The 20,559-nt window shown below is 42.9% G+C and carries 24 protein-coding genes; 17 read left to right on the forward strand and 7 right to left on the reverse strand.

Annotated elements, in window-relative coordinates:
• Nucleotides 1-29: 29 nt before the first annotated feature.
• The 8 genes from gntK to ACFX4H_RS19815 all read left to right on the forward strand — a co-directional run bounded on the left by gntK (nucleotide 30) and on the right by ACFX4H_RS19815 (nucleotide 7,748).
• A complete protein-coding gene (gene gntK / locus ACFX4H_RS19780; RefSeq protein ID WP_057278217.1) occupies nucleotides 30-1,574 on the forward strand; it encodes a gluconokinase in 1,545 nt (514 codons plus the stop codon).
• A 213-nt stretch (nucleotides 1,575-1,787) separates the two neighbouring features.
• On the forward strand, nucleotides 1,788-2,264 hold the full coding sequence (gene ybaK, locus ACFX4H_RS19785) for a Cys-tRNA(Pro) deacylase (protein WP_034315977.1): 477 nt from the start codon (nucleotides 1,788-1,790) through the stop codon (nucleotides 2,262-2,264).
• An 89-nt stretch (nucleotides 2,265-2,353) separates the two neighbouring features.
• Nucleotides 2,354-3,472 carry a PRK06851 family protein gene (locus ACFX4H_RS19790; RefSeq protein ID WP_057278215.1) on the forward strand — a complete coding sequence of 373 codons (1,119 nt, stop codon included), beginning with the start codon at nucleotides 2,354-2,356 and terminating at the stop codon, nucleotides 3,470-3,472.
• 166 nt (nucleotides 3,473-3,638) lie between these two features.
• Nucleotides 3,639-4,505: a Cof-type HAD-IIB family hydrolase gene (locus tag ACFX4H_RS19795; RefSeq protein ID WP_377436073.1), complete on the forward strand. Its 867-nt coding sequence runs from the start codon at nucleotides 3,639-3,641 to the stop codon at nucleotides 4,503-4,505.
• A gap of 27 nt (nucleotides 4,506-4,532) precedes the next feature.
• Nucleotides 4,533-5,621 carry a PQQ-dependent sugar dehydrogenase gene (locus ACFX4H_RS19800; protein WP_377436074.1) on the forward strand — a complete coding sequence of 363 codons (1,089 nt, stop codon included), beginning with the start codon at nucleotides 4,533-4,535 and terminating at the stop codon, nucleotides 5,619-5,621.
• 159 nt (nucleotides 5,622-5,780) lie between these two features.
• Nucleotides 5,781-5,993 carry a hypothetical protein gene (locus ACFX4H_RS19805; protein WP_377436075.1) on the forward strand — a complete coding sequence of 71 codons (213 nt, stop codon included), beginning with the start codon at nucleotides 5,781-5,783 and terminating at the stop codon, nucleotides 5,991-5,993.
• Nucleotides 5,994-6,104: 111 nt separating this feature from the next.
• The gene (locus ACFX4H_RS19810) at nucleotides 6,105-6,524 is read left to right on the forward strand and encodes a MarR family winged helix-turn-helix transcriptional regulator (RefSeq protein ID WP_053536927.1); all 420 of its coding nucleotides are present in this window, start codon (nucleotides 6,105-6,107) and stop codon (nucleotides 6,522-6,524) included.
• 18 nt (nucleotides 6,525-6,542) lie between these two features.
• On the forward strand, nucleotides 6,543-7,748 hold the full coding sequence (locus ACFX4H_RS19815; RefSeq protein ID WP_191930455.1) for an MFS transporter: 1,206 nt from the start codon (nucleotides 6,543-6,545) through the stop codon (nucleotides 7,746-7,748).
• Between the two features lie 151 nt (nucleotides 7,749-7,899).
• Here the strand turns inward: ACFX4H_RS19815 and bshB2 are convergent, their stop codons facing one another.
• The 3 genes from bshB2 to pdxK form a co-directional block, all read right to left on the reverse strand.
• Nucleotides 7,900-8,565 (reverse strand): bacillithiol biosynthesis deacetylase BshB2, encoded by a 666-nt coding sequence (bshB2, locus tag ACFX4H_RS19820; RefSeq protein WP_034315960.1) that lies wholly within the window; start codon nucleotides 8,563-8,565, stop codon nucleotides 7,900-7,902.
• A 100-nt stretch (nucleotides 8,566-8,665) separates the two neighbouring features.
• Nucleotides 8,666-9,028 carry a YojF family protein gene (locus ACFX4H_RS19825; protein ID WP_377436076.1) on the reverse strand — a complete coding sequence of 121 codons (363 nt, stop codon included), beginning with the start codon at nucleotides 9,026-9,028 and terminating at the stop codon, nucleotides 8,666-8,668.
• A gap of 124 nt (nucleotides 9,029-9,152) precedes the next feature.
• Nucleotides 9,153-9,980, reverse strand: a complete 828-nt coding sequence (pdxK, locus tag ACFX4H_RS19830) for a pyridoxine/pyridoxal/pyridoxamine kinase (RefSeq protein WP_202194363.1) — start codon at nucleotides 9,978-9,980, stop codon at nucleotides 9,153-9,155.
• Between the two features lie 369 nt (nucleotides 9,981-10,349).
• Here pdxK and mobA point away from each other — a divergent pair, with 369 nt between their 5' ends.
• The 4 genes from mobA to ACFX4H_RS19850 are packed head-to-tail and all read left to right on the forward strand — an operon-like array spanning nucleotide 10,350 to nucleotide 12,707.
• Nucleotides 10,350-10,970, forward strand: a complete 621-nt coding sequence (gene mobA, locus ACFX4H_RS19835; RefSeq protein WP_377436077.1) for a molybdenum cofactor guanylyltransferase — start codon at nucleotides 10,350-10,352, stop codon at nucleotides 10,968-10,970.
• A 2-nt stretch (nucleotides 10,971-10,972) separates the two neighbouring features.
• Nucleotides 10,973-11,437, forward strand: coding sequence for a molybdenum cofactor biosynthesis protein MoaE (locus tag ACFX4H_RS19840; protein ID WP_034315929.1), 465 nt, complete (start codon nucleotides 10,973-10,975; stop codon nucleotides 11,435-11,437).
• Nucleotides 11,430-11,663, forward strand: coding sequence for a molybdopterin converting factor subunit 1 (gene moaD, locus ACFX4H_RS19845; RefSeq protein WP_034315925.1), 234 nt, complete (start codon nucleotides 11,430-11,432; stop codon nucleotides 11,661-11,663). Before ACFX4H_RS19840 ends, moaD begins: the two co-directional genes overlap by 8 nt.
• A 24-nt stretch (nucleotides 11,664-11,687) precedes the next feature.
• Nucleotides 11,688-12,707 (forward strand): MoeB/ThiF family adenylyltransferase, encoded by a 1,020-nt coding sequence (locus ACFX4H_RS19850; protein ID WP_053536922.1) that lies wholly within the window; start codon nucleotides 11,688-11,690, stop codon nucleotides 12,705-12,707.
• Between the two features lie 76 nt (nucleotides 12,708-12,783).
• On the opposite strand, the gene ACFX4H_RS19855 is transcribed toward ACFX4H_RS19850, so the two are convergent.
• Both ACFX4H_RS19855 and ACFX4H_RS19860 read right to left on the reverse strand, forming a co-directional pair.
• Nucleotides 12,784-13,131, reverse strand: a complete 348-nt coding sequence (locus tag ACFX4H_RS19855; RefSeq protein WP_034315923.1) for a YflT domain-containing protein — start codon at nucleotides 13,129-13,131, stop codon at nucleotides 12,784-12,786.
• A gap of 135 nt (nucleotides 13,132-13,266) precedes the next feature.
• Nucleotides 13,267-14,700 (reverse strand): phospholipase D family protein, encoded by a 1,434-nt coding sequence (locus tag ACFX4H_RS19860; protein ID WP_377436078.1) that lies wholly within the window; start codon nucleotides 14,698-14,700, stop codon nucleotides 13,267-13,269.
• 152 nt (nucleotides 14,701-14,852) lie between these two features.
• Here ACFX4H_RS19860 and ACFX4H_RS19865 point away from each other — a divergent pair, with 152 nt between their 5' ends.
• From ACFX4H_RS19865 to ACFX4H_RS19875, 3 genes are all read left to right on the forward strand, one after another.
• Nucleotides 14,853-15,533, forward strand: a complete 681-nt coding sequence (locus ACFX4H_RS19865; protein ID WP_034315920.1) for a uracil-DNA glycosylase — start codon at nucleotides 14,853-14,855, stop codon at nucleotides 15,531-15,533.
• 271 nt (nucleotides 15,534-15,804) lie between these two features.
• A complete protein-coding gene (locus tag ACFX4H_RS19870) occupies nucleotides 15,805-16,062 on the forward strand; it encodes a YwdI family protein (RefSeq protein ID WP_034315918.1) in 258 nt (85 codons plus the stop codon).
• A 23-nt stretch (nucleotides 16,063-16,085) separates the two neighbouring features.
• Nucleotides 16,086-16,454, forward strand: coding sequence for a DUF423 domain-containing protein (locus tag ACFX4H_RS19875; protein ID WP_053536916.1), 369 nt, complete (start codon nucleotides 16,086-16,088; stop codon nucleotides 16,452-16,454).
• A gap of 306 nt (nucleotides 16,455-16,760) precedes the next feature.
• On the opposite strand, the gene gerQ is transcribed toward ACFX4H_RS19875, so the two are convergent.
• Nucleotides 16,761-17,276, reverse strand: coding sequence for a spore coat protein GerQ (gene gerQ, locus ACFX4H_RS19880; RefSeq protein ID WP_377436079.1), 516 nt, complete (start codon nucleotides 17,274-17,276; stop codon nucleotides 16,761-16,763).
• Between the two features lie 415 nt (nucleotides 17,277-17,691).
• A complete protein-coding gene (hemQ, locus tag ACFX4H_RS19885; protein WP_034315911.1) occupies nucleotides 17,692-18,441 on the reverse strand; it encodes a hydrogen peroxide-dependent heme synthase in 750 nt (249 codons plus the stop codon).
• A gap of 239 nt (nucleotides 18,442-18,680) precedes the next feature.
• Here hemQ and pta point away from each other — a divergent pair, with 239 nt between their 5' ends.
• Both pta and lipL read left to right on the forward strand, forming a co-directional pair.
• Nucleotides 18,681-19,667 carry a phosphate acetyltransferase gene (gene pta, locus ACFX4H_RS19890; protein ID WP_034315909.1) on the forward strand — a complete coding sequence of 329 codons (987 nt, stop codon included), beginning with the start codon at nucleotides 18,681-18,683 and terminating at the stop codon, nucleotides 19,665-19,667.
• Between the two features lie 34 nt (nucleotides 19,668-19,701).
• Nucleotides 19,702-20,550, forward strand: a complete 849-nt coding sequence (gene lipL / locus ACFX4H_RS19895) for an octanoyl-[GcvH]:protein N-octanoyltransferase (RefSeq protein WP_377436080.1) — start codon at nucleotides 19,702-19,704, stop codon at nucleotides 20,548-20,550.
• Nucleotides 20,551-20,559 lie beyond the last annotated feature (9 nt).

Consider the following 20,559-nt stretch of genomic DNA (forward strand, 5'->3'; position numbering starts at 1 on the left):
TGTTTAAGAGAAAGGAGCATGATGTATATATGAAACATTCAGGTTATATGATGGGGATCGATATTGGCACGACGAGTACGAAAGTTGTTCTTTTTTCAAAAGGGGGGGAAGTTGTCCAATCTTGTTCAAGGGGATATCCTCTGCACAGTCCAACTCCTTCCGTGGCGGAACAAGATCCCGAAGAAATTTATAAGGCGGTCATCATTGCTATAGGCGAGGTCATGATTGCAAGCGGAATAGAAAAGCAAGAACTGGGATTGATATCGTTCAGTTCGGCGATGCATAGCTTGATCGCCATGGGTAAGGACGGCAACCCGCTTACGAATAGCATTACATGGGCGGATAATCGAAGTGTTGCTTATGCGAGGAAACTGAAGGCTTCGGAACAGGGGATGCAATTGTATCACAGGACCGGGACGCCTGTTCACCCGATGTCCCCAATCACGAAAGTAATGTGGTTAAAAAATGAGCACCCAGGGATTTTTAACGAAACGGACAAATTTATAGGAATTAAAGAATACATCATCTATAAATTTTTCAATGAGTATGTAATGGATTATTCACTCGCTTCTGCGACGGGCATGTTCAACATGAATGACCTGAATTGGGATGAAGAGGCACTCACCATTGCTGGAATTGGGGCTGATAAGCTGCCGATGCTTGTCCCTACAACGCATATCCTCTCAGGTTTAAGTGAGGAATTAGCTTCAAAAATGAACATTCATGCTGGTACACCGTTTGTGATTGGAGCGAGTGATGGCGTGCTTGCCAACTTAGGTCAAAACGCAATCAAGCCAGGCGTTCTGGCAGTGACAATCGGAACGAGCGGTGCGGTAAGAACCGTCAGTGACAGGCCGCTTACCGATCCTAAAGGCCGGACATTCTGCTATGCCCTTACTGAGAATCATTGGGTAATCGGCGGACCGGTCAACAATGGGGGAATCACCTTCCGATGGGCACGCGATCAATTGGGCCGTGTGGAAATCGAAAAAGCGAAGGCTTCGGGACAGGACTCCTATGAGATTCTGACGGATATGGCTTCTAATATTGCACCTGGTTCTGATGGGTTGATATTCCATCCGTATATGGCAGGGGAACGTGCACCATTATGGAGTGCCGATGCAAGGGGCTCCTTCTTTGGACTGGCGCTTCATCACACTCGTGACCATATGGTCCGGGCAGTACTGGAGGGTGTAATGTATAACTTGTACAGTGTCCTTATAGCCGTAAAGGAATTGACTGGTGCTCCCGAGAAGATTCATGCAAGCGGCGGATTTGTCCGTTCGAAGCTCTGGCGCCAAATCATGGCTGATATATTCAATCAAAACGTGACAATTCCAGAAAGCTTTGAGAGTTCGAGCTTAGGTGCCGCCGTTCTTGGATTATATGCTTTAGGCGAAATCGAAAGCCTTGATGAGGTTGAGGGTATGGTTGGTGAAACGAATGAACTTGTCCCGATCGAAGAGAACGTCAAAGTGTATGAAGAATTGATGTCAATTTATTTATCCGTAAGCAGGCAATTGGAAGGCGACTACAAGAGGATAGCGGATTTCCAAAGACGCCATTTAGAATGACTCTTAGGATGAATGAGCACTGTGCTTCAATTTGTCGAAAAGAGAGCGGACTTCAGAACACGACTGGAACTTTTTTTAATAAAAACTGAGGAAAACAGGCTTTTCCTCGAATTTGTCTATAGTCTAAAAGCACAAATGCATAAGCACTGTGCTTTTCTTTTTGCCTGGTAATTAAAATGGTAAGATGGAATAAAACGATAAGGGGAATTTCTTATGGGAGCCAGTAAAACGAATGCAATGCGAATTCTTGATAACAAACGTATAGAGTATGGCATGATGAGTTATGATGCCCGCGATGGAAAAATTGATGGGATCACTGTTGCGGACAAGATTGGAAAAGCGCCAGAAACCGTTTTTAAAACGCTTGTCACCCATAATGGACCCCAGCAGCTTTACGTATTTGTCATTCCTGTAGCCACCGAACTAGACTTGAAAAAAGCAGCGAAGGCAGCAGGTGCAAAAAAAATTGAAATGCTTGCGGTTAAAGATCTGCAAAAATACACAGGGTACATTCGGGGAGGCTGTTCCCCGATCGGAATGAAAAAACAATACCCGACCTTTATCGATGAAAGTGCAGCAAACCTGACTGAAATCATCGTAAGTGGAGGGAAAATCGGTACACAGATCGTTTTAAAACCGTCAGAATTCCTGGAAGTCACACAAGCGGAATCTGCAGCCCTAATAAAATAAATTGTTTATCTTTAGGTATTCACCTATTAGGCACTTTTTTCATACGCTGTCTTGAAGATCACATCTTTATTGTGAGGGAGAGTGTGAAAGTGACAGGAAAAGTGATGAATTATTTTGCTGGAGGCAATACGGCTAAAGGTTTTTATAGTTTATATGATTCAAATTTAAAAGGTCTGGAAAGATTATTCATATTAAAAGGCGGGCCTGGTTCCGGTAAATCGACCATTATGAAAAAAATCGGCCAAGAATGGCTGGATAAAGACTATGACATCGAGTATTTACATTGTTCGTCCGATAATGATTCCATTGATGGAGTAATCATACCGGCTTTGAAAATCGGTATCGTGGATGGGACTGCGCCGCATGTGATCGAGCCGAAGGCACCAGGGGCGATTGAGGAATATGTGAATCTTGGGGCTGCCTGGGATTCCCAGCAGCTGGCTTCTGAAAGAGCGGCCATCATAAAGTTGACGAATGCGAGAAGCAAGAGTTTCGAAAAAGCATATACCCTATTCGCTGAAGCGTTAAAGATACATGATGAATGGGAAGACATCTACAAGTCAAATATTGATTTCGCAAAATTGAATGGGTTGACCAATAAATTGATTGAAAGCTTTTATAGAGATATCGTCCTTAATAAGAAGTCGGATGTTCGTCACCGATTCTTAGGTGCAGCTACACCAACGGGTGCAGTTGATTTCATCCCCAATATTACTGAGGGAATACAAAAACGGTACTTTTTAAAGGGTCGTCCAGGTTCCGGGAAATCAACGATGCTGAAGAAGATTGCAAAGGCTGCGGAGCAAAGGGGCTTTGATGTGGAAATATATCATTGTGGCTTCGATCCGCATAGCTTGGACATGGTAATCGTCCGGGAGGTGGGGATCGCCATTTTTGACAGCACATCGCCTCATGAATATTTCCCGAGTTGTGGAGGGGACGAAATCATTGATATATATAAAACGGCCATTTTGCCAGGAACAGATGAAATATATGCCGATCAATTAAAGGATGTTTCCACCAGGTACCGGACGAAAATGAATGAAGCGACAGCAAATCTGGCTAAGGCAAAAGAGCTGCATGACGAACTCGAAAAGATTTATGTAAAAGCAATGGATTTTACAGCCATCGATGATATTCAAAAAGACATCAATGAACAGATTACTGAACGGGCACAAGATGCCGATAGAAAAACGATTCTACATTAAGAAAATAAACTGCGCCTACCTTAAATAGGCGCAGTTTATTTATATACATAAAAGGACTTTTTAACCCCTGAAGCCACATCAAGAATATATACGGGTTTGTTAAACGTGTTTATCCATGCCCTTTCGGTTAAAATAGGGATTATATTGAAAAAAGGGGCCGATTGAATTGATAAAGACGATTGCGATTGATATGGACGGAACATTGCTAAACAAAATGCAAAAGGTCAGTGAGGAAAATAAACAAGCAATCCTGAGGGCGCAAAGCGAGGGAGTGGAAGTGATCATTGCTACTGGAAGATCTTATGTGGAAGCAAGGTTCGCTTTAGATGAAGCAGGCATCGTTTGCCCTGTCATCTGTGTAAATGGTGCTGCCCTCTTCACGGAGGAAGGGAAGATTGCCGCTTCCAATCCAATGTCAGCAGCCACTGCTAAAATGGTCGCTGGATTCCTCGAAGAACAAGGGATTTATTTCGAAATATATACGAGTCAGGGGATTTATTCCAAAGACTATGAAAACGCAATATCTGTTTTGGTTGATGTATTCGTTACAGCCAATCCCGACATTGACCCTGAGGGTATGCGAAAATTTGCAGAGCAGCGTTTACAACTGGGACAGGTAACTTCCATTTCCGATTATTCCGAGTTATTCAGCCGTTCGAATGAGGAATATTATAAAATTCTCAGCTTCTCAAAGGATGTAACTTTATTAAATCAAATTGCTTCGAAATTGGAAGGACAGGGAGTTACAGTCACTTCATCAGGACGTGAAAATGTAGAAATCATGAGTGAAACGGCTCAAAAAGGTACGGCACTTGAAACATATGTGAATGGAAAATCCGGCTCGATGCAGGAAACCATGGCTATTGGGGATAATTATAATGATGTATCCATGTTTGAACGGGTAGGTTTGTCTGTCGCAATGGGAAATGCCCCGCTCGAAATTAAAAAACTGTGTGATGAAGTAACAGGCAAGAATGATGAATCAGGCGTCGCGGAGGCCATTTTAAAGGTACTTAAACAGTCAGCCTATTAAACTCATGAATCAAAGGGGGAAAAGACATTGAAAAAATTGCTCTTATTTTTCCTTATGGCTACATTGTTTTTAACTGGTTGCAACATGAATGATGATGACACTGAAACCGAGCCGAATCCTGATAAGGAAGTGACGGGCACTTTAGGGGAAGATCCGGATGTGTTGGTAACGAACCTGCAGGCCCCGTGGTCGATTCAGAAGAATGGGGACACAATGTATGTGTCAGAGCGGACAGGAACCATCGTCGAATGGGACAAGGATAAGATGACACGGCAAAAGGTCAATCTTAAAAAGACATTGTCAGCTAAAACGGAAGCTGGATTTCTTGGATTTTTGCTAGCTCCCGATTTCTCTAAGAGCGGGCAAGCTTTCGCCTATTATACTTATGAAGAGGGCGGGGATTCCATCAATCGCATCGTCATTTTAGAAAAAAATGATGATATATGGCAGGAGATGGAGACCTTAATCGACGGAATACCAAGCGGGGACTTCCACCATGGCGGCAGGATCAAGATTGGACCGGATGATAAGCTATATGCAACAACAGGTGATGCAAGAAAGTCTGAAATCGCACAGGACATAGAATCTTTAGGCGGGAAAATTCTGCGCTTGAACCTGGATGGCACCATTCCTAAAGATAATCCTTTCGGGAATTCATATGTCTATTCATACGGTCACCGCAATCCACAAGGTCTGGCTTGGGATGAAGCAGGACAGTTGTATGAAAGTGAGCACGGAGATTCGGCCCACGATGAATTAAATAAAATTGACCCCGGTAAAAACTATGGCTGGCCAGAGATACAGGGCGATGAGCAGAAACCGGATATGGTAAAACCATTGATTCATTCCGGTGAAAATACATGGGCTCCTTCAGGCATGGCCTATTTTGAAGGAAAGCTATATTTTGCAGCCTTAAGGGGCGAAGCGCTAAAGAGTTACGATGTAAAGAGCGGAAAACTGACCAATATCATAACGGGCTCAGGAAGGATACGTGATGTATTCGTTGATGAAGAATTCATATATTTCATAAGCAACAATACGGACGGCCGAGGAAATCCTGATGAAAAGGATGATAAGCTATATCGTTTGCCGCTATCTCGGTTAAATATGCCTTGATGTTATCAATGAGCAGAAAAGAAGCATATATTTGGGAAACCTCGCCAATAGCGGGGTTTCCTTTTTGTGTATGGCACCAAATTCACGAGTAAAAGCGCAAAATTGATGAGTAACGCCGTGAAACTCACGTGTAAAAGCATGAAACCCACGAGTAAAAGCATGAAATTCACGAGTAAAAGCATGAAATTCACGAGTAAAAGCGTGAAATTCACGAGTAAAAGCATGAAACCCACGAGTAACGCCGTGAAATTCACGAGAAAAAGCGTGAAACTCACGAGTAAAGGCGTGAAACTCACGAGAAAAAGCGTGAAATTCACGAGTAAAATCGCGAATCCCCTGAAAAGGGATTTTTTTGTCTCGGAAGTGGTGTAGAAGCTGAGGATACAGTGTCCCTACGATTGTTTTCGTTCTTCCTGAGGGCTAGACATTTTTATTGAATAGGTGTATAGTTACCTAGGTAACTACTTTACAGGAGGAATACCTTTGTCCTTTCAAAATGGTTTTTTTCATCATAACTTACAATTTTCAAGGTCATTTACGAAAAAGTTAAATGAACAATTGGCCAAGGTTGATCTTTATCATTCCCAATGGTCGATTGTATATTATCTGAGTCAGTTCGGCTGTTCTACGCTTGTTGAAATAAGCACTTATTTAGATGTGGAGAAACCGACGGTAACCAGGACGGTAAACCGATTGGAAGAACTTGAGTTGATTGAACAAGTTCCAGGAAAAGATAAACGGGAACGGAGAATACAGTTAACGGAGTCAGGTTTAAGGACTTATCAAGAGGCCAAAAAGGTAGTTGAGGAATTTGAACTTCAATTAATGAGCGGTTTGGCTGAAGAAGACCGGGAGGCAACGTTACGTACGTTGATTTTCCTGAAGGAAAAATTAAAACAATAGTAAGGAAGAAGGATTGAAATGAATCACAAACCGAAATTGTGGACGAAAGACTTTCTGATTGTTTCGTCTGTGAACTTTTTTCTATTTTTAACTTTTTATGTCCTGATGGTGACATTGACCATTTATACAATGGATAATTTTAATGCGTCGCAAGCACAAGCAGGGCTTGCTTCAAGTATTTTTGTTCTGGGGGCTGTGCTTGTCAGACCGATTGCAGGGAAAAAAATTGACAAGATCGGCCGCAGAAAGATGTTGCTTGGCTCGTTGGTTCTATTCCTGATCGCATCCATCGGCTATTTCCTGGTGAATAGTTTATCCCTCTTATTGATCGATCGGTTTATTCAAGGTTTTGCTTTTGGCCTTGCCACTACGGCAACTGGAACGATTGCGGCGGATATCATTCCGAATGAAAGACGCGGGGAAGGTACGGGTTACTTTGCCATGAGTACCAACTTGGCAATGGCATTCGGTCCGTTCATTGGATTGCTGATAACACAGCATTTCAGTTATTCCATCATTTTCTATGCAGCCTCCTTATTTGCCGCATTTTCTTTAGTTGCATCATTATTCATGAATGTGCCTGAGGGGGATAAGGGCGGAGCTTCGCCACAAAAAGGATTTAAAATCAGCGATTACTTTGAAAAAAGGGCACTGCCCATTTCCATTTTTATCGGGTTTGCCGGATTTACCTATTCGAGCATCTTGTCCTATTTAACGTCTTTTGCAAAGGAAATGGATTTAATGGATGCGGCGAGCTTTTTCTTTGTCGTTTTTGCTGTTTTCCTTTTGGCGTCCCGTCCGTTTACAGGACGGATGTTTGATGTGAAGGGGGAAAATGCAGTTATTTACCCATCGCTCTTACTATTTGCCGTCGGTATGGTCATCCTCAGTCAATCCCATCATGGTATCACGCTTCTGATTGCCGGCGCCTTGATCGGAGTGGGGTACGGTACATTCCAATCAAGCTGTCAAGCGATTTCCATCAAGGAAGCCCCATCAAATCGGATGGGATTAGCCACATCCACATTTTTTACAATGTATGACTTCGGTATTGGTGTTGGTCCATTCCTATTGGGATTCCTTATTCCATTTACAGGGTTTAAAGGGTTATTCATAGGAATGTCGGTTTTTGCATTCGTACTTATTGGCATTTATTACTTGGCACATGGGAAAAAAGCCTCGGCAAGAGTGAAAATGCAGCATGAGGAACGATTGTCTGCCTAAATTTTTTCAATAGGATTGTATAAAAAGAAGAATTTTGGGGATGCTTATATTATGATTGATTTTCCAAAGTATCCCCCTTTTCTCCGCCTGTAATCCAACAGGCGTTTTTTTTATGCCATAAACAAAGAAAACCGCCTTATTGGCGGTTTTCTTAAAATTTATAGGTCCATAATCTTTCTTTTCGGATCCAGTCTAGGAAATCTGCATCCTGATTTTCGAATTTCTCTTTCCAATCGATCACCATTGCTTCCGTTTGCGAACGGTGGGCAGTGAATGTGGCTACCTTTTTTTCTTCGACGGCAGTGATATCATGGACGATGTCGGGCTGTCCCAATTCGTCAATGCAGTTATTCGAGAAGGCGACACAATGAAGTTTAGGTCTCTCTTTCTCTTCCATTCTTTCCACGGCCCGAACTACAGCCCGTGCTGTCGCTTCATGGTCCGGATGGACACTGTATCCTGGGTAAAACGTAATGATCAATGAAGGATTCAATTCATTGATGGCATCGGTAAATAATGAAGTCAGCTTTTCATCATCTTCGAATTCAATCGTCTTATCACGCAATCCAAGCATGCGTAAATCTTGGATGCCGATCGCATTTGCTGCATCGATTAATTCCTTTTTACGAATTTTAGGAAGCGATTCCCTTGTTGCGAATGGAGGGTTTCCTAAATTACGTCCCATTTCTCCTAAAGTTAAGCATAAATAGGTGACAGGAGTGCCCGCTTCTCTATGAAGGGCAAGCGTTCCGGAGACCGAGAAGGCTTCATCATCGGGATGTGGGAATATAACTAATACATGGCGTTCTTTTTCCAAGGTATATTTCTCCTTCCGTACTACTTACAGTAAGTATGTTTATCGGTGAATGGGAGTTTTCATCGGAATCATCATATGATATATATCAAGCAAGTTGTCATCATTCAAAGGGAGTGGGACTGAGCTGCATGGAGACAGCAAGCTTTCCGGAAAAATCAAGGCCTGCCAATAGCAATCTCCCCTGTTCATCCATTTCGAAGTGGTTAACGCCTTCTGCATATACCCAGCCAATATTGAGCTTCAAGCCGATGCGATAGGGTCCATCCCCAACTATCTTGCCATGTTCATATTGAATAAAAGCGTTACGAATATAAGCGTTACGAATATAAGCACCTGCCGAGAAGAAAGCTTCATCTACATGAGTGGCATAGGCGCCATTTGTCGTTTCAAGGTGAAGATATACATCTTGTCCGGCGAAAGAATCAATGGCATTTTGCACCTCTGTACGGTCTATAGGTTTCATTCGATAATTTCCTCCTTAACTGGGCGGCTAGATAAGCTTTTCCTTCTTTCTATTTTACTAAATAAAAACAAAAAAAGCGAAAAAGGCCGCTCGATGAATTTGAGCAGCCATTAAACTTGATGTTTTATTTTTGTGTTTTATCCGCAACTCCATATTTATGGTATGCACCATGATTGACGGGTCCGACATAGTCATTCATTTTCCAAGAATGGCGAACTGCTTCGGTGATGAAGTCTTTGGAAACGAGGATAGCTTCACGCGGGCTTTTCCCTTCAGCCAATTGAGCTGCAATGGCGGCAGAAGATGAACAGCCGGCACCATGTGTATTGGTCGTTTCGATTTTTTCCGATTCAAGGATTTCAAATTCTTGTCCATCATATAAAAGGTCGATGGCTTTATCATGGTCAAGCTTATTACCGCCTTTGATCAAGACATATTTTGCACCTAGTGCATGAATCTTTTCAGCTGCAGCCCTCATATCATCAATCGTCTTGATAGGAGCAGTTCCCGCTAACTGAGCGGCCTCGAACAGGTTAGGTGTGACTACAGTTGCACGTGGAACAAGCAGTTCGCGCAGTGCTACAGCCGTTTCAGGGTGTAATACTTCATCTTCACCTTTACATACCATAACTGGATCGATTACGACTTTGTCCAGCTTCAACTCATCTATTTTACGGGCAACAAGTTCAATGATTTCCACTGATCCAAGCATTCCCGTCTTCATGGCATCAATGCCTATTGATAGAATCGTTTCGATTTGGGCTTCCAAAACTTCGACCGGTGTAGGGAATACATTATGGGCCCAGCCATTCTTCGGATCCATCGTCACGATTGTGGTTAAAGCGGACATACCGTAAACGCCGAATTCTTGGAATGTCTTTAAATCTGCTTGAAGACCTGCGCCGCCGCTCGAATCAGATCCGGCAACTGTCATAGCTCTTTTCATAGTCATTATGTGACCTCCTCAGGAGAATTAGATATCGATATTATCAGCATACCAGTTAATATCCTATTTTTAGAATATACCAAAATTTCTTTTATGTAAAACTTAGTTTCAGCCTACTATGAGTGTCTTGGCGAAGGAAGGGCAATCGCCTCGTATAAGTCATTTTTCGAATCTGTAATTAAGGAAATTCGATGGATGCCAGCATGCACTTTTAGCTTTGGACCCTACCTCCAACTTTTGATGGACATAGCAAAGGTTGTGAAAGTGTCATTATTTTCAAATTTGATTTAAAATATTTAAATATAGTGGAGATACATTTAGTATAGCTTTTCCGTTCGATGCTGGATTAAACCCAAAAAAGGGAGGTTGGTTTCTATGGAATGGACCATGTTGCTTTTAGCCGGCGGGAAATCAAGCCGTATGGGAGTGAATAAGGCACTTTTGACCGTAGGCGGCGTTGTGAACATTTCAAGAGTGGCATCCGAATTGAAAAAGGTGTCAGAAAACATTATGGTCATTACGAATACATTTGAAGAATATCATTTTCTGCAACTTCCGCTCATTCCGGATTTACATAAAGATCTAGGACCTCTTGGAGGATTGCATGCGGGGCTGACCTCATCGAAAACGGAGCTTCAGTTCCTTGCAGCGTGCGATATGCCGTTTGTGAGTGCAGATGCCATAAAGGATATCATTACCCATTATGAACCTGGATTCGATGCTGTCATTCCAGAAATAAATGGCAGGATCCAGCCGCTTTTTGCTGTTTACCATAAAAGGTGTCTTCCTGTACTGACGGAGTGTTTATTAAGACATGAATTAAAAATGAGTCTATTCTTGGAAAAGATCTCGGTGAAAATCATGAAAGAAACCGACTTTACGTTATATCGCGATAATCCTGAACAATTTCACTACCTTTTTTTCAATATGAATACGAGGGAAGAGTATCAAGAGGCAGATTATATTGATCAAACTGAATTATATAAAGGATGGTAGACATGAATTATAATATTTCAAAAGAGCCGATTGTCATCCAGGAAGTGATTGATAAAGTAGTCAGTCGAAATGCGGGTGCCGTCACGACTTTTATTGGTACAGTGAGGGAAATGACGAAAGGAAAAAAGACCCTCTTCTTAATTTACGAAGCGTATGTACCGATGGCCATCAAGAAATTGGAGCAAATCGGAGCTGAGATCAAGGAGCGTTGGCCTGATGCAGAAACGGCGATCACCCATCGTGTAGGTAAACTTGAAATCACGGATATCGCAGTGGTTATTGCCGTTAGTACGCCACACCGAAATGATGCATATGAGGCGAATAGGTATGCGATCGAAAGAATTAAAGAAATCGTCCCGATTTGGAAAAAAGAACATTGGGAAGATGGGGAAACATGGGTAGGAAACCAGTTGGAAACCGTTCCATATCCATCAGGGAAACCGGAAGAGGGGGATATTGATGATTAATGTACTTTTATTTGCCCAATTGAAAGATGAGCTAGGCAAAGAGACTGTTTCAATAGAAGGAAATGGAATGAGTGTTGCCCAGCTAAAAGGAAAGATGAAGGTGGATTTTCAATTGGAAGGTCTTGAAACCGTGATGACAGCGGTCAATGAGGAATTTGCTGATGATGACACGATTTTATCTGATGGAGATACAGTTGCTTTCATTCCGCCGGTAAGTGGAGGGTGAAGCGTCCGGAAGGGAGGGCTCACGGTGAAAGAGCGATATTCAAGGCAAACTTTATTCGCCCCAGTTGGTGAGGGGGGCCAATTGAAAATTATGAAGAAGCATGTCTTGCTTCTTGGTGCAGGGGCTTTGGGATCTGCTAATGCCGAGGCCCTTACTCGTGCAGGAGTAGGGAAGCTTACCATTGTCGACAGGGATTATGTCGAGACCAGTAATTTACAGCGCCAACAAATGTATACGGAACGGGATGTCGCGGAGAAACTGCCAAAAGCAGAGGCGGCAAAGCGTCATTTATTGGATATCAACCATGAAGTTGAAGTGAATGCCATCATCATGGACGCAACTGCCCAGAATCTCGAACAGCTGCTAGGTGATGTTGATTTGATATTGGATGCAACCGACAACTTTGAGACACGGATGATTATTAATGATTTATCACAAAAGCTTCATATACCGTGGATTTATGGGGCTTGTGTGGGGAGCGTGGGCATGACTTTGACGATCCTTCCCGGGCAGACTCCATGTTTGCACTGTTTGCTTAAAGCGATCCCGATTCAAGGAATGACCTGTGACACAGGAGGGATCATATCACCAGCTGTTACGATGGTAGTGGCACACCAAACTGCCGAGGCTTTGAAAATCCTTGTTGAAGATTGGGAATCGGTACGGCCTGCACTTGTTTCTTTTGATCTGTGGAGAAATCAATACCAAACCGTTAAATTGACAAAAGCGAAAAAGAAAGATTGTCTCTCATGCGGGGAGCAGAGGACATACCCCTTTTTAACAATGGAAAATGCAACAAAAACGGCTGTTCTTTGCGGGAGGGACACTGTACAGGTAAGACCGCCAAAACCTCTGGAACTGCAACTCGAAAAATTAGCCAAAGATCTGGACGGCAGCGGTTATTTGGTGAAATTCAATCCATTTCTTCTCTCCTGTGAAAAAGCAGGGGAACGTATCGTCATTTTCAAGGATGGCAGGGCGTTGATTCACGGTACGAAGGATATGGTCCATGCAAAGGCCGCGTACCAAAGCATCCTGGGATAATGCTCATAAAAAAACGAGGCCCCAAGTTTTTGGGCCTCGTTTTTTTATGAATCCATATAGGGTAATGGTACGGGTTTTAGTGTGTGACCCCGTCTTTGTTATCTTGTTTGGAAGCAACGATGACTACTTTTCCTTCGTCAAGAACCTCCTCGTAACGCTCTGCCTCCATATCAGTAAGGCCAAGGTTGCTCATTCGATTACGAAGTTCATCTCCGCGAGATTTAAAGAGATTTCCGACGGTATCAAGGAAACCTTGTTCCTTCATGCCTACACCTTCTGTATTTGTATTCTCGGTAAGGTGTTTAGAACGGGTTTTATCATGGGCAAACAAATATACATCGTCTTTCGTATAACCTGATGTAACTAATTCATCGATTTTTTCCTTTGCTTGTAAACCGTTTTCTACTACATGTACTTGATACATATAAACTCCTCCTTGAATTTCATTAAGATTTTCTTGAAAATAAGTAAATGGAATCTTGCTTATTACAGTTGCTGATTGGCTATAGTAGTATATAACCTCATTTGGGCCCTGTTAAACATTTATCTCAAAGAATATTTAGTAAGTGGTGAAGCGGAATACCTTCTGTATGCGGTAGGTCAAGTACTTGAAGACAGGCAGTTTCTTTTGGTATTCACTGTAATCCACCGTGTATGTTCCGTTTTGATTTGTCCAGAGTCTATGGAAATAGCTGTCGACATCCTTGGAAACGTCCGCATCATTTGGAGCATGGATTTCAACATTCGCTTCAAGGTTATAGTCATCTAGATTTCGTGAAGTATAATTGGCCGATCCTCCAAGAATGACCGTTTCATCAGCCTTTTGGATCATCATCAATTTTGTATGGAACTGTTCCTTATCTGTTTTATACCAGCGGATCGAGATGTTTTCATCCCCCAGTTTTTCGAATTCGGCGGCAACCGGAAGATTGGGCAGCCCGATTTTTTCACTTCCGAATGCGTTTTGATTCGGATCCAATATCATTTCAATCTTCACACCCCGTTTAGCTGCATCCGTTAATGCCTCGACAACCTCGCGATCGGCAATGTAGAACATGGCAAGATGGATCTTGTCACCATTTTCAGCATCCTTAATTGCCTTTAGGACATGTTCATTGATTTTTCCTTCCGTTAGCAGTTGTACTGATATTGGCCCTTTATCAGCTGATTTCTCCTTGAACTCAGGAAATGACTTTGGTCCTCCCGAGAATTTCGAAGCGGCTTCTTCGGCTTTAACGAAATCGCCGATGATATTCCCGTCCATCTGGAAGGCAATATTGGAGTGGAAGCCACTTGCGTCATGAGGATTGGCAGAAGAGATGATGGCCGTTTTTTCAGTCGCGACCACTTTTCTGTGATTGGCTTTGATATTCATCAGTCTAAGATAAGAACGCAAGGTGACCTTTGGTGCGCTTTTAGCCATTGGATTGACAATCCAGCCTTTCCCGCTTTCACCGAACCATTGGAAAAAGGTCCGATACACACCTGAATAGAGAGGATTTGGATCCCGGAGGCGGTCTAAGTTGGTAACAATGACATCAATTCCATTTTTCTTCATCGTTTCCAATGCCTCTAACTTGTAGGCATTATAGGAAGTATTCACTTCATCAGTAATGAATATAATCTGGAGGTCAGGTTTCTTTTTCTTCTGTTCAACCAGATTATCCTTCAGCGTCTCGGTTAACTTCGGGAAGTTTACCTTTTCATCATAAAAAGCATTAAACAAAAACATATCGATTACGATATAAGAATCAGCCTCTTCTATGGCTTGATTTATGGTTTGGAAAATTCGCTGCTCATGTTGCAGATTCCCTTGTTCGTCGTGATAGGAAAGATCATAGATGAAATCGATTTCCTCGACATGATGAACCTTCCCTTCATAAGAAATGCCATCGGGAAGTGGCTTGTAGCTGTTATAGGCAATGACGATTGCAATGACGATCAAAATGCTGACAAACAGATAAAAGCGTTTTCTTTTGTACCACTTTTTCATAGGAAAGCCTCCAACATGGTTAAAATGCTTGCTAGCTTTCTATTTTCCCCTTTTTGGGGTATATAGAAACATAAATCGTAATCTATGGAAAAAGGCAAGGCGATGAAGTTTGATATAATATAGTTTCAAAAAGCGGAGAGGGGCTGTGGCAGATGGCAAAGCAGTTTTTAACAAATGATTGGTGGCCTCTATTGAAAGAGGAATTCAAAAAAGAATATTACCAGGAGCTATGGGAATTCATAAAGAAAGAGTACAGTCAGCAAGTCATCCATCCGGATCAGGACGATATTTTCAATGCGCTTCACTATACTCCTTTTGAAGATGTAAAGGTTGTCATCCTTGGACAGGACCCTTACCATGGCCAGGGTCAGGCGCATGGCCTTAGTTTTTCAGTCAAGCCGGAGGTGCGCATCCCGCCCTCTTTAAGAAATATTTTTAAAGAGTTACACACCGATCTTGGCTATGAGGTACCAGACAATGGTTACCTGGTCGAATGGGCAAAACAGGGAGTGCTTCTATTGAATACCGTCTTGACTGTCCGTGAGGGAGAGGCGCACTCACACCGCGGAAAAGGATGGGAAATCTTTACGAATCAAATTATTCGCCTATTGAATGACCGTCCGAAACCGGTTGTATTCATCCTGTGGGGGAAACCTGCTCAAACCAAAATCCCTTTGATTGATGAAGCCCGCCATAAAATCATTAAGTCCGTACATCCGAGTCCGCTGTCGGCTTCCCGTGGTTTCTTTGGCACCAAACCATTTTCCAAAACAAATCAATTGCTGATGGAAATGGGGGAATCCCCAATTGATTGGAAAATTCCGAACCGATGATATCGGCAAGAGAAACGAAACGGGTGAATTGTATGGCGTGCCGTCATTTCTATATAACTTGGGATCTCAGTTTTCCAAAAGGCTGCCGTGCTTTTCAATTCAAAACATCAAACCAGCCTTCTCTTGATGTCTTTCGTTCTTCAGGAGAGCCATGCTTGAAATTTCAAGCAAAGCCAATTAAAAGGTAGGAAATATGCAAGGTGTTTTCTTCTCTGATTTTTGCTATGCTAGTTATGATAGTTTTGACCTGTATATAGACGAGGTGGTAAAGTTGGATATTTCATCAAGACAAATGTTAGATAAAATCGAAGAGCTTGTTTTAAAAGCGAAACAGGCAAATTCAGAGGATAAGGTGCAAGGGTATGTAATGGCCATTAAGTCCCTTTGTGAAGTGATGGTTGATGAAAAAGCTGCGAACATCAGCATACAGAAGCCAATCACATTGACCCAGCCCGTCATGCCGGCTACACCGAATGTAGAACCGGTTAAAATGGATGAGGCCAATGGGGAGTCCTTGTTCGATTTTTAAATTAGGGAAGGGGAGCGAAATAATTGAAACTGTTCATCATTTTAGGTGCATTGAATGGGTTTATTGCTGTGGCACTTGGTGCATTTGGTGCACACGGCCTGGAAGGGAAAATTCCTGATAAATATTTGGAAACTTGGCAAACCGCTGTTCAATATCAAATGTTCCACGCGGTGGGTTTATTGGTACTCGGTTTATTGGCTGGGAAAATTGATAGTCCGCTGATCAACTGGTCCGGCTGGCTTATGCTAATAGGAATTATCCTGTTTTCCGGAAGTCTATTCGTTCTAAGCGTTACGCAAATCAAAGTCCTTGGTGCCATCACACCGCTTGGCGGAGTTTCTTTCTTGGTTGCTTGGGTCTTAATGATCATTGCTGCGTATAAATACTTGTAAGGTCAGCTGAGGCTGTAGACAAATTCGAAGAAATCGAGTTTGCCTGCAGTTTTTTTTATGGATTGTACAATTTGGACGTACATTACCGCTGCAGGCACTCGCTTATCCAGAGGCGGGCCCGCACCTTTTTCTCCAATCAACTTTGTTATTACATATAGATAGAAACCATACCTGATGAGTTGAAGGTGGAATGTTTTCCGAACCTCTACAAACTGAGCTGATCGATCTTTTTGGAAAAAGTCATGCCAATATAAGAAAAGCCTCGGAATCAAATGGATTCCGAGGCTCTTCTTTATTGAATTTCCTTCACCTTGGCGAATAGGTGGTAAGCCCAGCTCCCCCGAATGGATAGTCATATTCGATTTCTTCATCGAACGTTATATAATCTAAGTATACCATCGGGATTAAGAATCGTTTTCCCGTTTGAGGGTCGCTTATGATTAAGTGATCACGTCCTGCAGCTTCGATGATTCCTTTGAAGATCTTGGCATTCCATTCCTTGTTGTTTTCAAACGTTGTATAGACAGTGGCCAATTTCCCTTTATTCAAACGCAAGATGTTCTCGATGTACGACTGTTCGACCGGAAGCATGCCAGGTATCTGCGGTCCGGAAGTGGCTGGACTCACCTGCATCGGCATTGGTTGTGGCGTGCCTGCCATAGTGGGCTGTTGTGGCTGGTATGGTGGTTGTTGGTATCCTTGCTGCGGGTAACCTTGCTGCTGGTTAGGATTCTGCTGCCTTAGTTCAGGCTCATTATTTTCATAGGGGTAATAAGGGCTTCCTCCGTACGGGTAATTACCATAAGGATTATTTTGTGACATTGCATTCCCTCCTGAGTTCAAGGTTTAGTTGATGCTGTGGAATTTGGATAATCCGAGAGTGTGGGCTGGGAGAAACAGTGCGATTTATAGCGACCGGTAGTATTGTATATGTTTTCTGGACAATCCCCGGGTGGCTTAAAAAACCACAATGAATGTTAAGTGATACATAACGGCTGCCGTTCATGATATAAGCCATATCCTCTTGCCGGCTAATGAATAGAAGTAACGTTCCTTCACCTCGCTGGAGTCAGGAATTGCCTTGATTAATTTTCCTGAAGCTGAATGGGACTGTGAAAAAATAAATTCATCACTATTGAAAATGTATGGGATGGGGATTGGATTTATTCCACAGCCGGGGAAAAAATAAAAAGGAGCGGACGCAAAAAAAGCTTCCGGAAACCGGAAGCCCTTCGTCTTAAACGTATAGGAATGAAGATACATTTTCTTCAGGCAGGATATTGCCTACAAAGAAAGAGCCAAATGCAGCGTATCGTGCACTCACTTCATCAAAACGCATTTCATAGATTAATTTTTTGAATTGAAGGACATCCTCTGCGAATAGAGTCACGCCCCATTCATAATCGTCAAAACCGACAGAACCTGAAATGATTTGTTTTACTTTACCGGCATAACTGCGGCCAATCAAGCCGTGGGAACGCATTAAGCCTTTGCGCTCTTCCATGGAAAGCATATACCAGTTATCATCGCCATCACGACGCTTGTCCATTGGGTAGAAGCATACATGTTTCGCTTTTGGCAGTATCGGATAAAGTCTGGAACGAACATGAGGATTCTGGTATGGGTCCTCACCATCTCCGCCAGCTAAGTAATTGCTTAATTCCACGACCGAAACGTATGAATAAGCGGGAATTGTATATTCGGCAAGCTTCGTTTTGTTGAATTCGTTTTCGATTGCATTCAATTCTTCCATGGTCGGGCGGGCAAACATAAGCATGAAGTCCGCTTTCTGACCAACGATGGAATATAGGGCATGGCTGCCTTCATTGTCGCTTTGTGTCATATTCCATTTATCCAGTAAACCTTGGAATTCCGAGATGGCCAATTGGCGTTCATCACTTGATAACGTTTTCCAAGAAGCCCAGTCGATCAGGCGGAAATCATGTAAACAATACCAGCCGTCCAGTGTTTGTGCTGCTTCACTCATTACAATCACTCCTAAGTCTTTTTATAACTTTAATATAGCATAGTTTCAGTATAAGGAAATTTATATCAACCCGCAAACACCATCACTGTTTTTCGGTGTTTCGGTAATTTTCAAATTTGCGGAGGGCTGGAATTTACCTGGCTGCTGGAGTATTCTTAAAAGAAGACGACAATGGATTTTACCGGATGGTTAAATATAGAAAAAATGGGGGAAACGTATCTAAAAAGGAGGAAGAGCCAATGAGTGATTTATTTGAAATATTGGAATCGAAAATTATGGGGCATAATTTAAAGATCGTTTTTCCGGAAGGGTTGGATGAACGGATTTTGGGAGCAGCAGGCAGGCTAGCCCAAGCTAAACTGGTGACACCGGTATTGATCGGGGATATCGGGTTGATTCAAGAGAAGGCAAAAGACTTAAAGATCTCCCTTGATGCAATCGAAATATATGATCCGAAGAATTATATCATGATGGATGAAATGGTTGAAGCGTTCGTGAAGGTCCGTGATGGTAAAGACACTGATGTACAAGCACGTGAAATCTTAATGGATGAGAACTATTTTGGAACCATGCTCGTCCATATGAAACTGGCACATGGAATGGTTAGTGGCGCAACGCATTCTACAGCCGATACGGTTCGTCCTGCCTTAAAGATCATTAAAACAAAGCCGGGCGTCCAAAAAACCTCGGGAGTGTTCATCATGGTCCGGGAGGAAGAGAAATATGTATTCGCGGATTGTGCGATCAATATAAACCCGAGTTCCCAGGACCTGGCTGAAATTGCTATAGAAAGTGCGAAGACTGCATTAATGTTCGATATCGAACCGCGTGTGGCGATGCTGAGCTTTTCGACAAAGGGATCGGCAACATCCCCCGAGACCTTAAAAGTGGTTGATGCCGTAGATTTGGCAAAGGAAATGGACCCTGAAGTCATTCTTGATGGGGAATTTCAGTTTGACGCAGCCTTCGTTCCTTCTGTGGCAAGGAAGAAAGCACCGGATTCCCTTATTCAGGGGGATGCGAATGTTTTTATTTTCCCAAGTCTCGAAGCTGGGAACATTAGCTATAAGATGGTACAGCGCTTGGGTGGTTTCGAAGCGGTCGGTCCGATCCTTCAGGGGCTGAATCGTCCGGTGAACGACCTTTCGAGGGGATGCAGTGAAGAGGATGTATATAAACTGGCTGTCATTACAGCTGCACAGGGATTTGTGGCGCAGTATCAATAGGCAGCTTGAGGATTAAATGTAGAGGGAGATTCGTATGGGTGAGACAGATTCATTATTAATGCAGCAAGAGTGGAGGATTATTGATCAATCTTCCGTTGGACCTCAGTTTCCTGCTCTGGAGTCCTTTGCGATGGATGATACATTTTGCGCTTCCGTTGGGTCAGGTAAATCAGCGGCCGTAGCCAGGGCGTGGGTACACCACCGAACCATCGTCATGGGTATACAGGATACGAAGTTGCCTTTTCTTAAAAAGGGCTTGGAGCATTTGGAGGAACATGGTTTCCGGGCCATCGTGAGGAATTCCGGAGGGCTTGCAGTCGTCCTGGATGAGGGGGTCCTTAATTTTTCGCTCATTTTTCCTGAAAACGAGCAGAAAATTGAAATCAATCGTGGATATGATGCGATGTGGGAGCTTGTCCAATTGATGTTTTCCGATTTCCCAGTCAAGATGGAGGCGCGGGAAATCGTCGGTTCCTATTGTCCTGGCAGTTATGATTTAAGTATAAATGGACAAAAGTTTGCCGGTATATCCCAACGCAGGATCCGCAATGGCGTAGCGGTGCAAATCTATTTGTGTGTCAATGGAAGCGGGGCTGAACGTGCCAGTCTCGTGAAGGGTTTTTATGATGCAGCTAAAGGAAATGCAGAAACCAAATTCGCTTATCCTGATATCGTCCCTTCGGTGATGGCGTCCCTAACCGAATTGTTGGGTGTGCAATTGAGCGTTCAGGACGTGATGCTCAGATTCCTTCAAGTATTGAAGGAACATAGCGAAAGGATATTCTCTGATACACTTTCCGCTGAGGAATGGCCGCTGTATGAGGCGTACTTGACGAGAGTGGTCGAACGCAATGATAAAGTGTTCGATGTATTAAAGGATTGATATGAAAGA

Source organism: Peribacillus sp. YIM B13477 (assembly GCF_042787955.1).
GTDB classification, from domain to species: domain Bacteria; phylum Bacillota; class Bacilli; order Bacillales; family DSM-1321; genus Peribacillus; species Peribacillus frigoritolerans.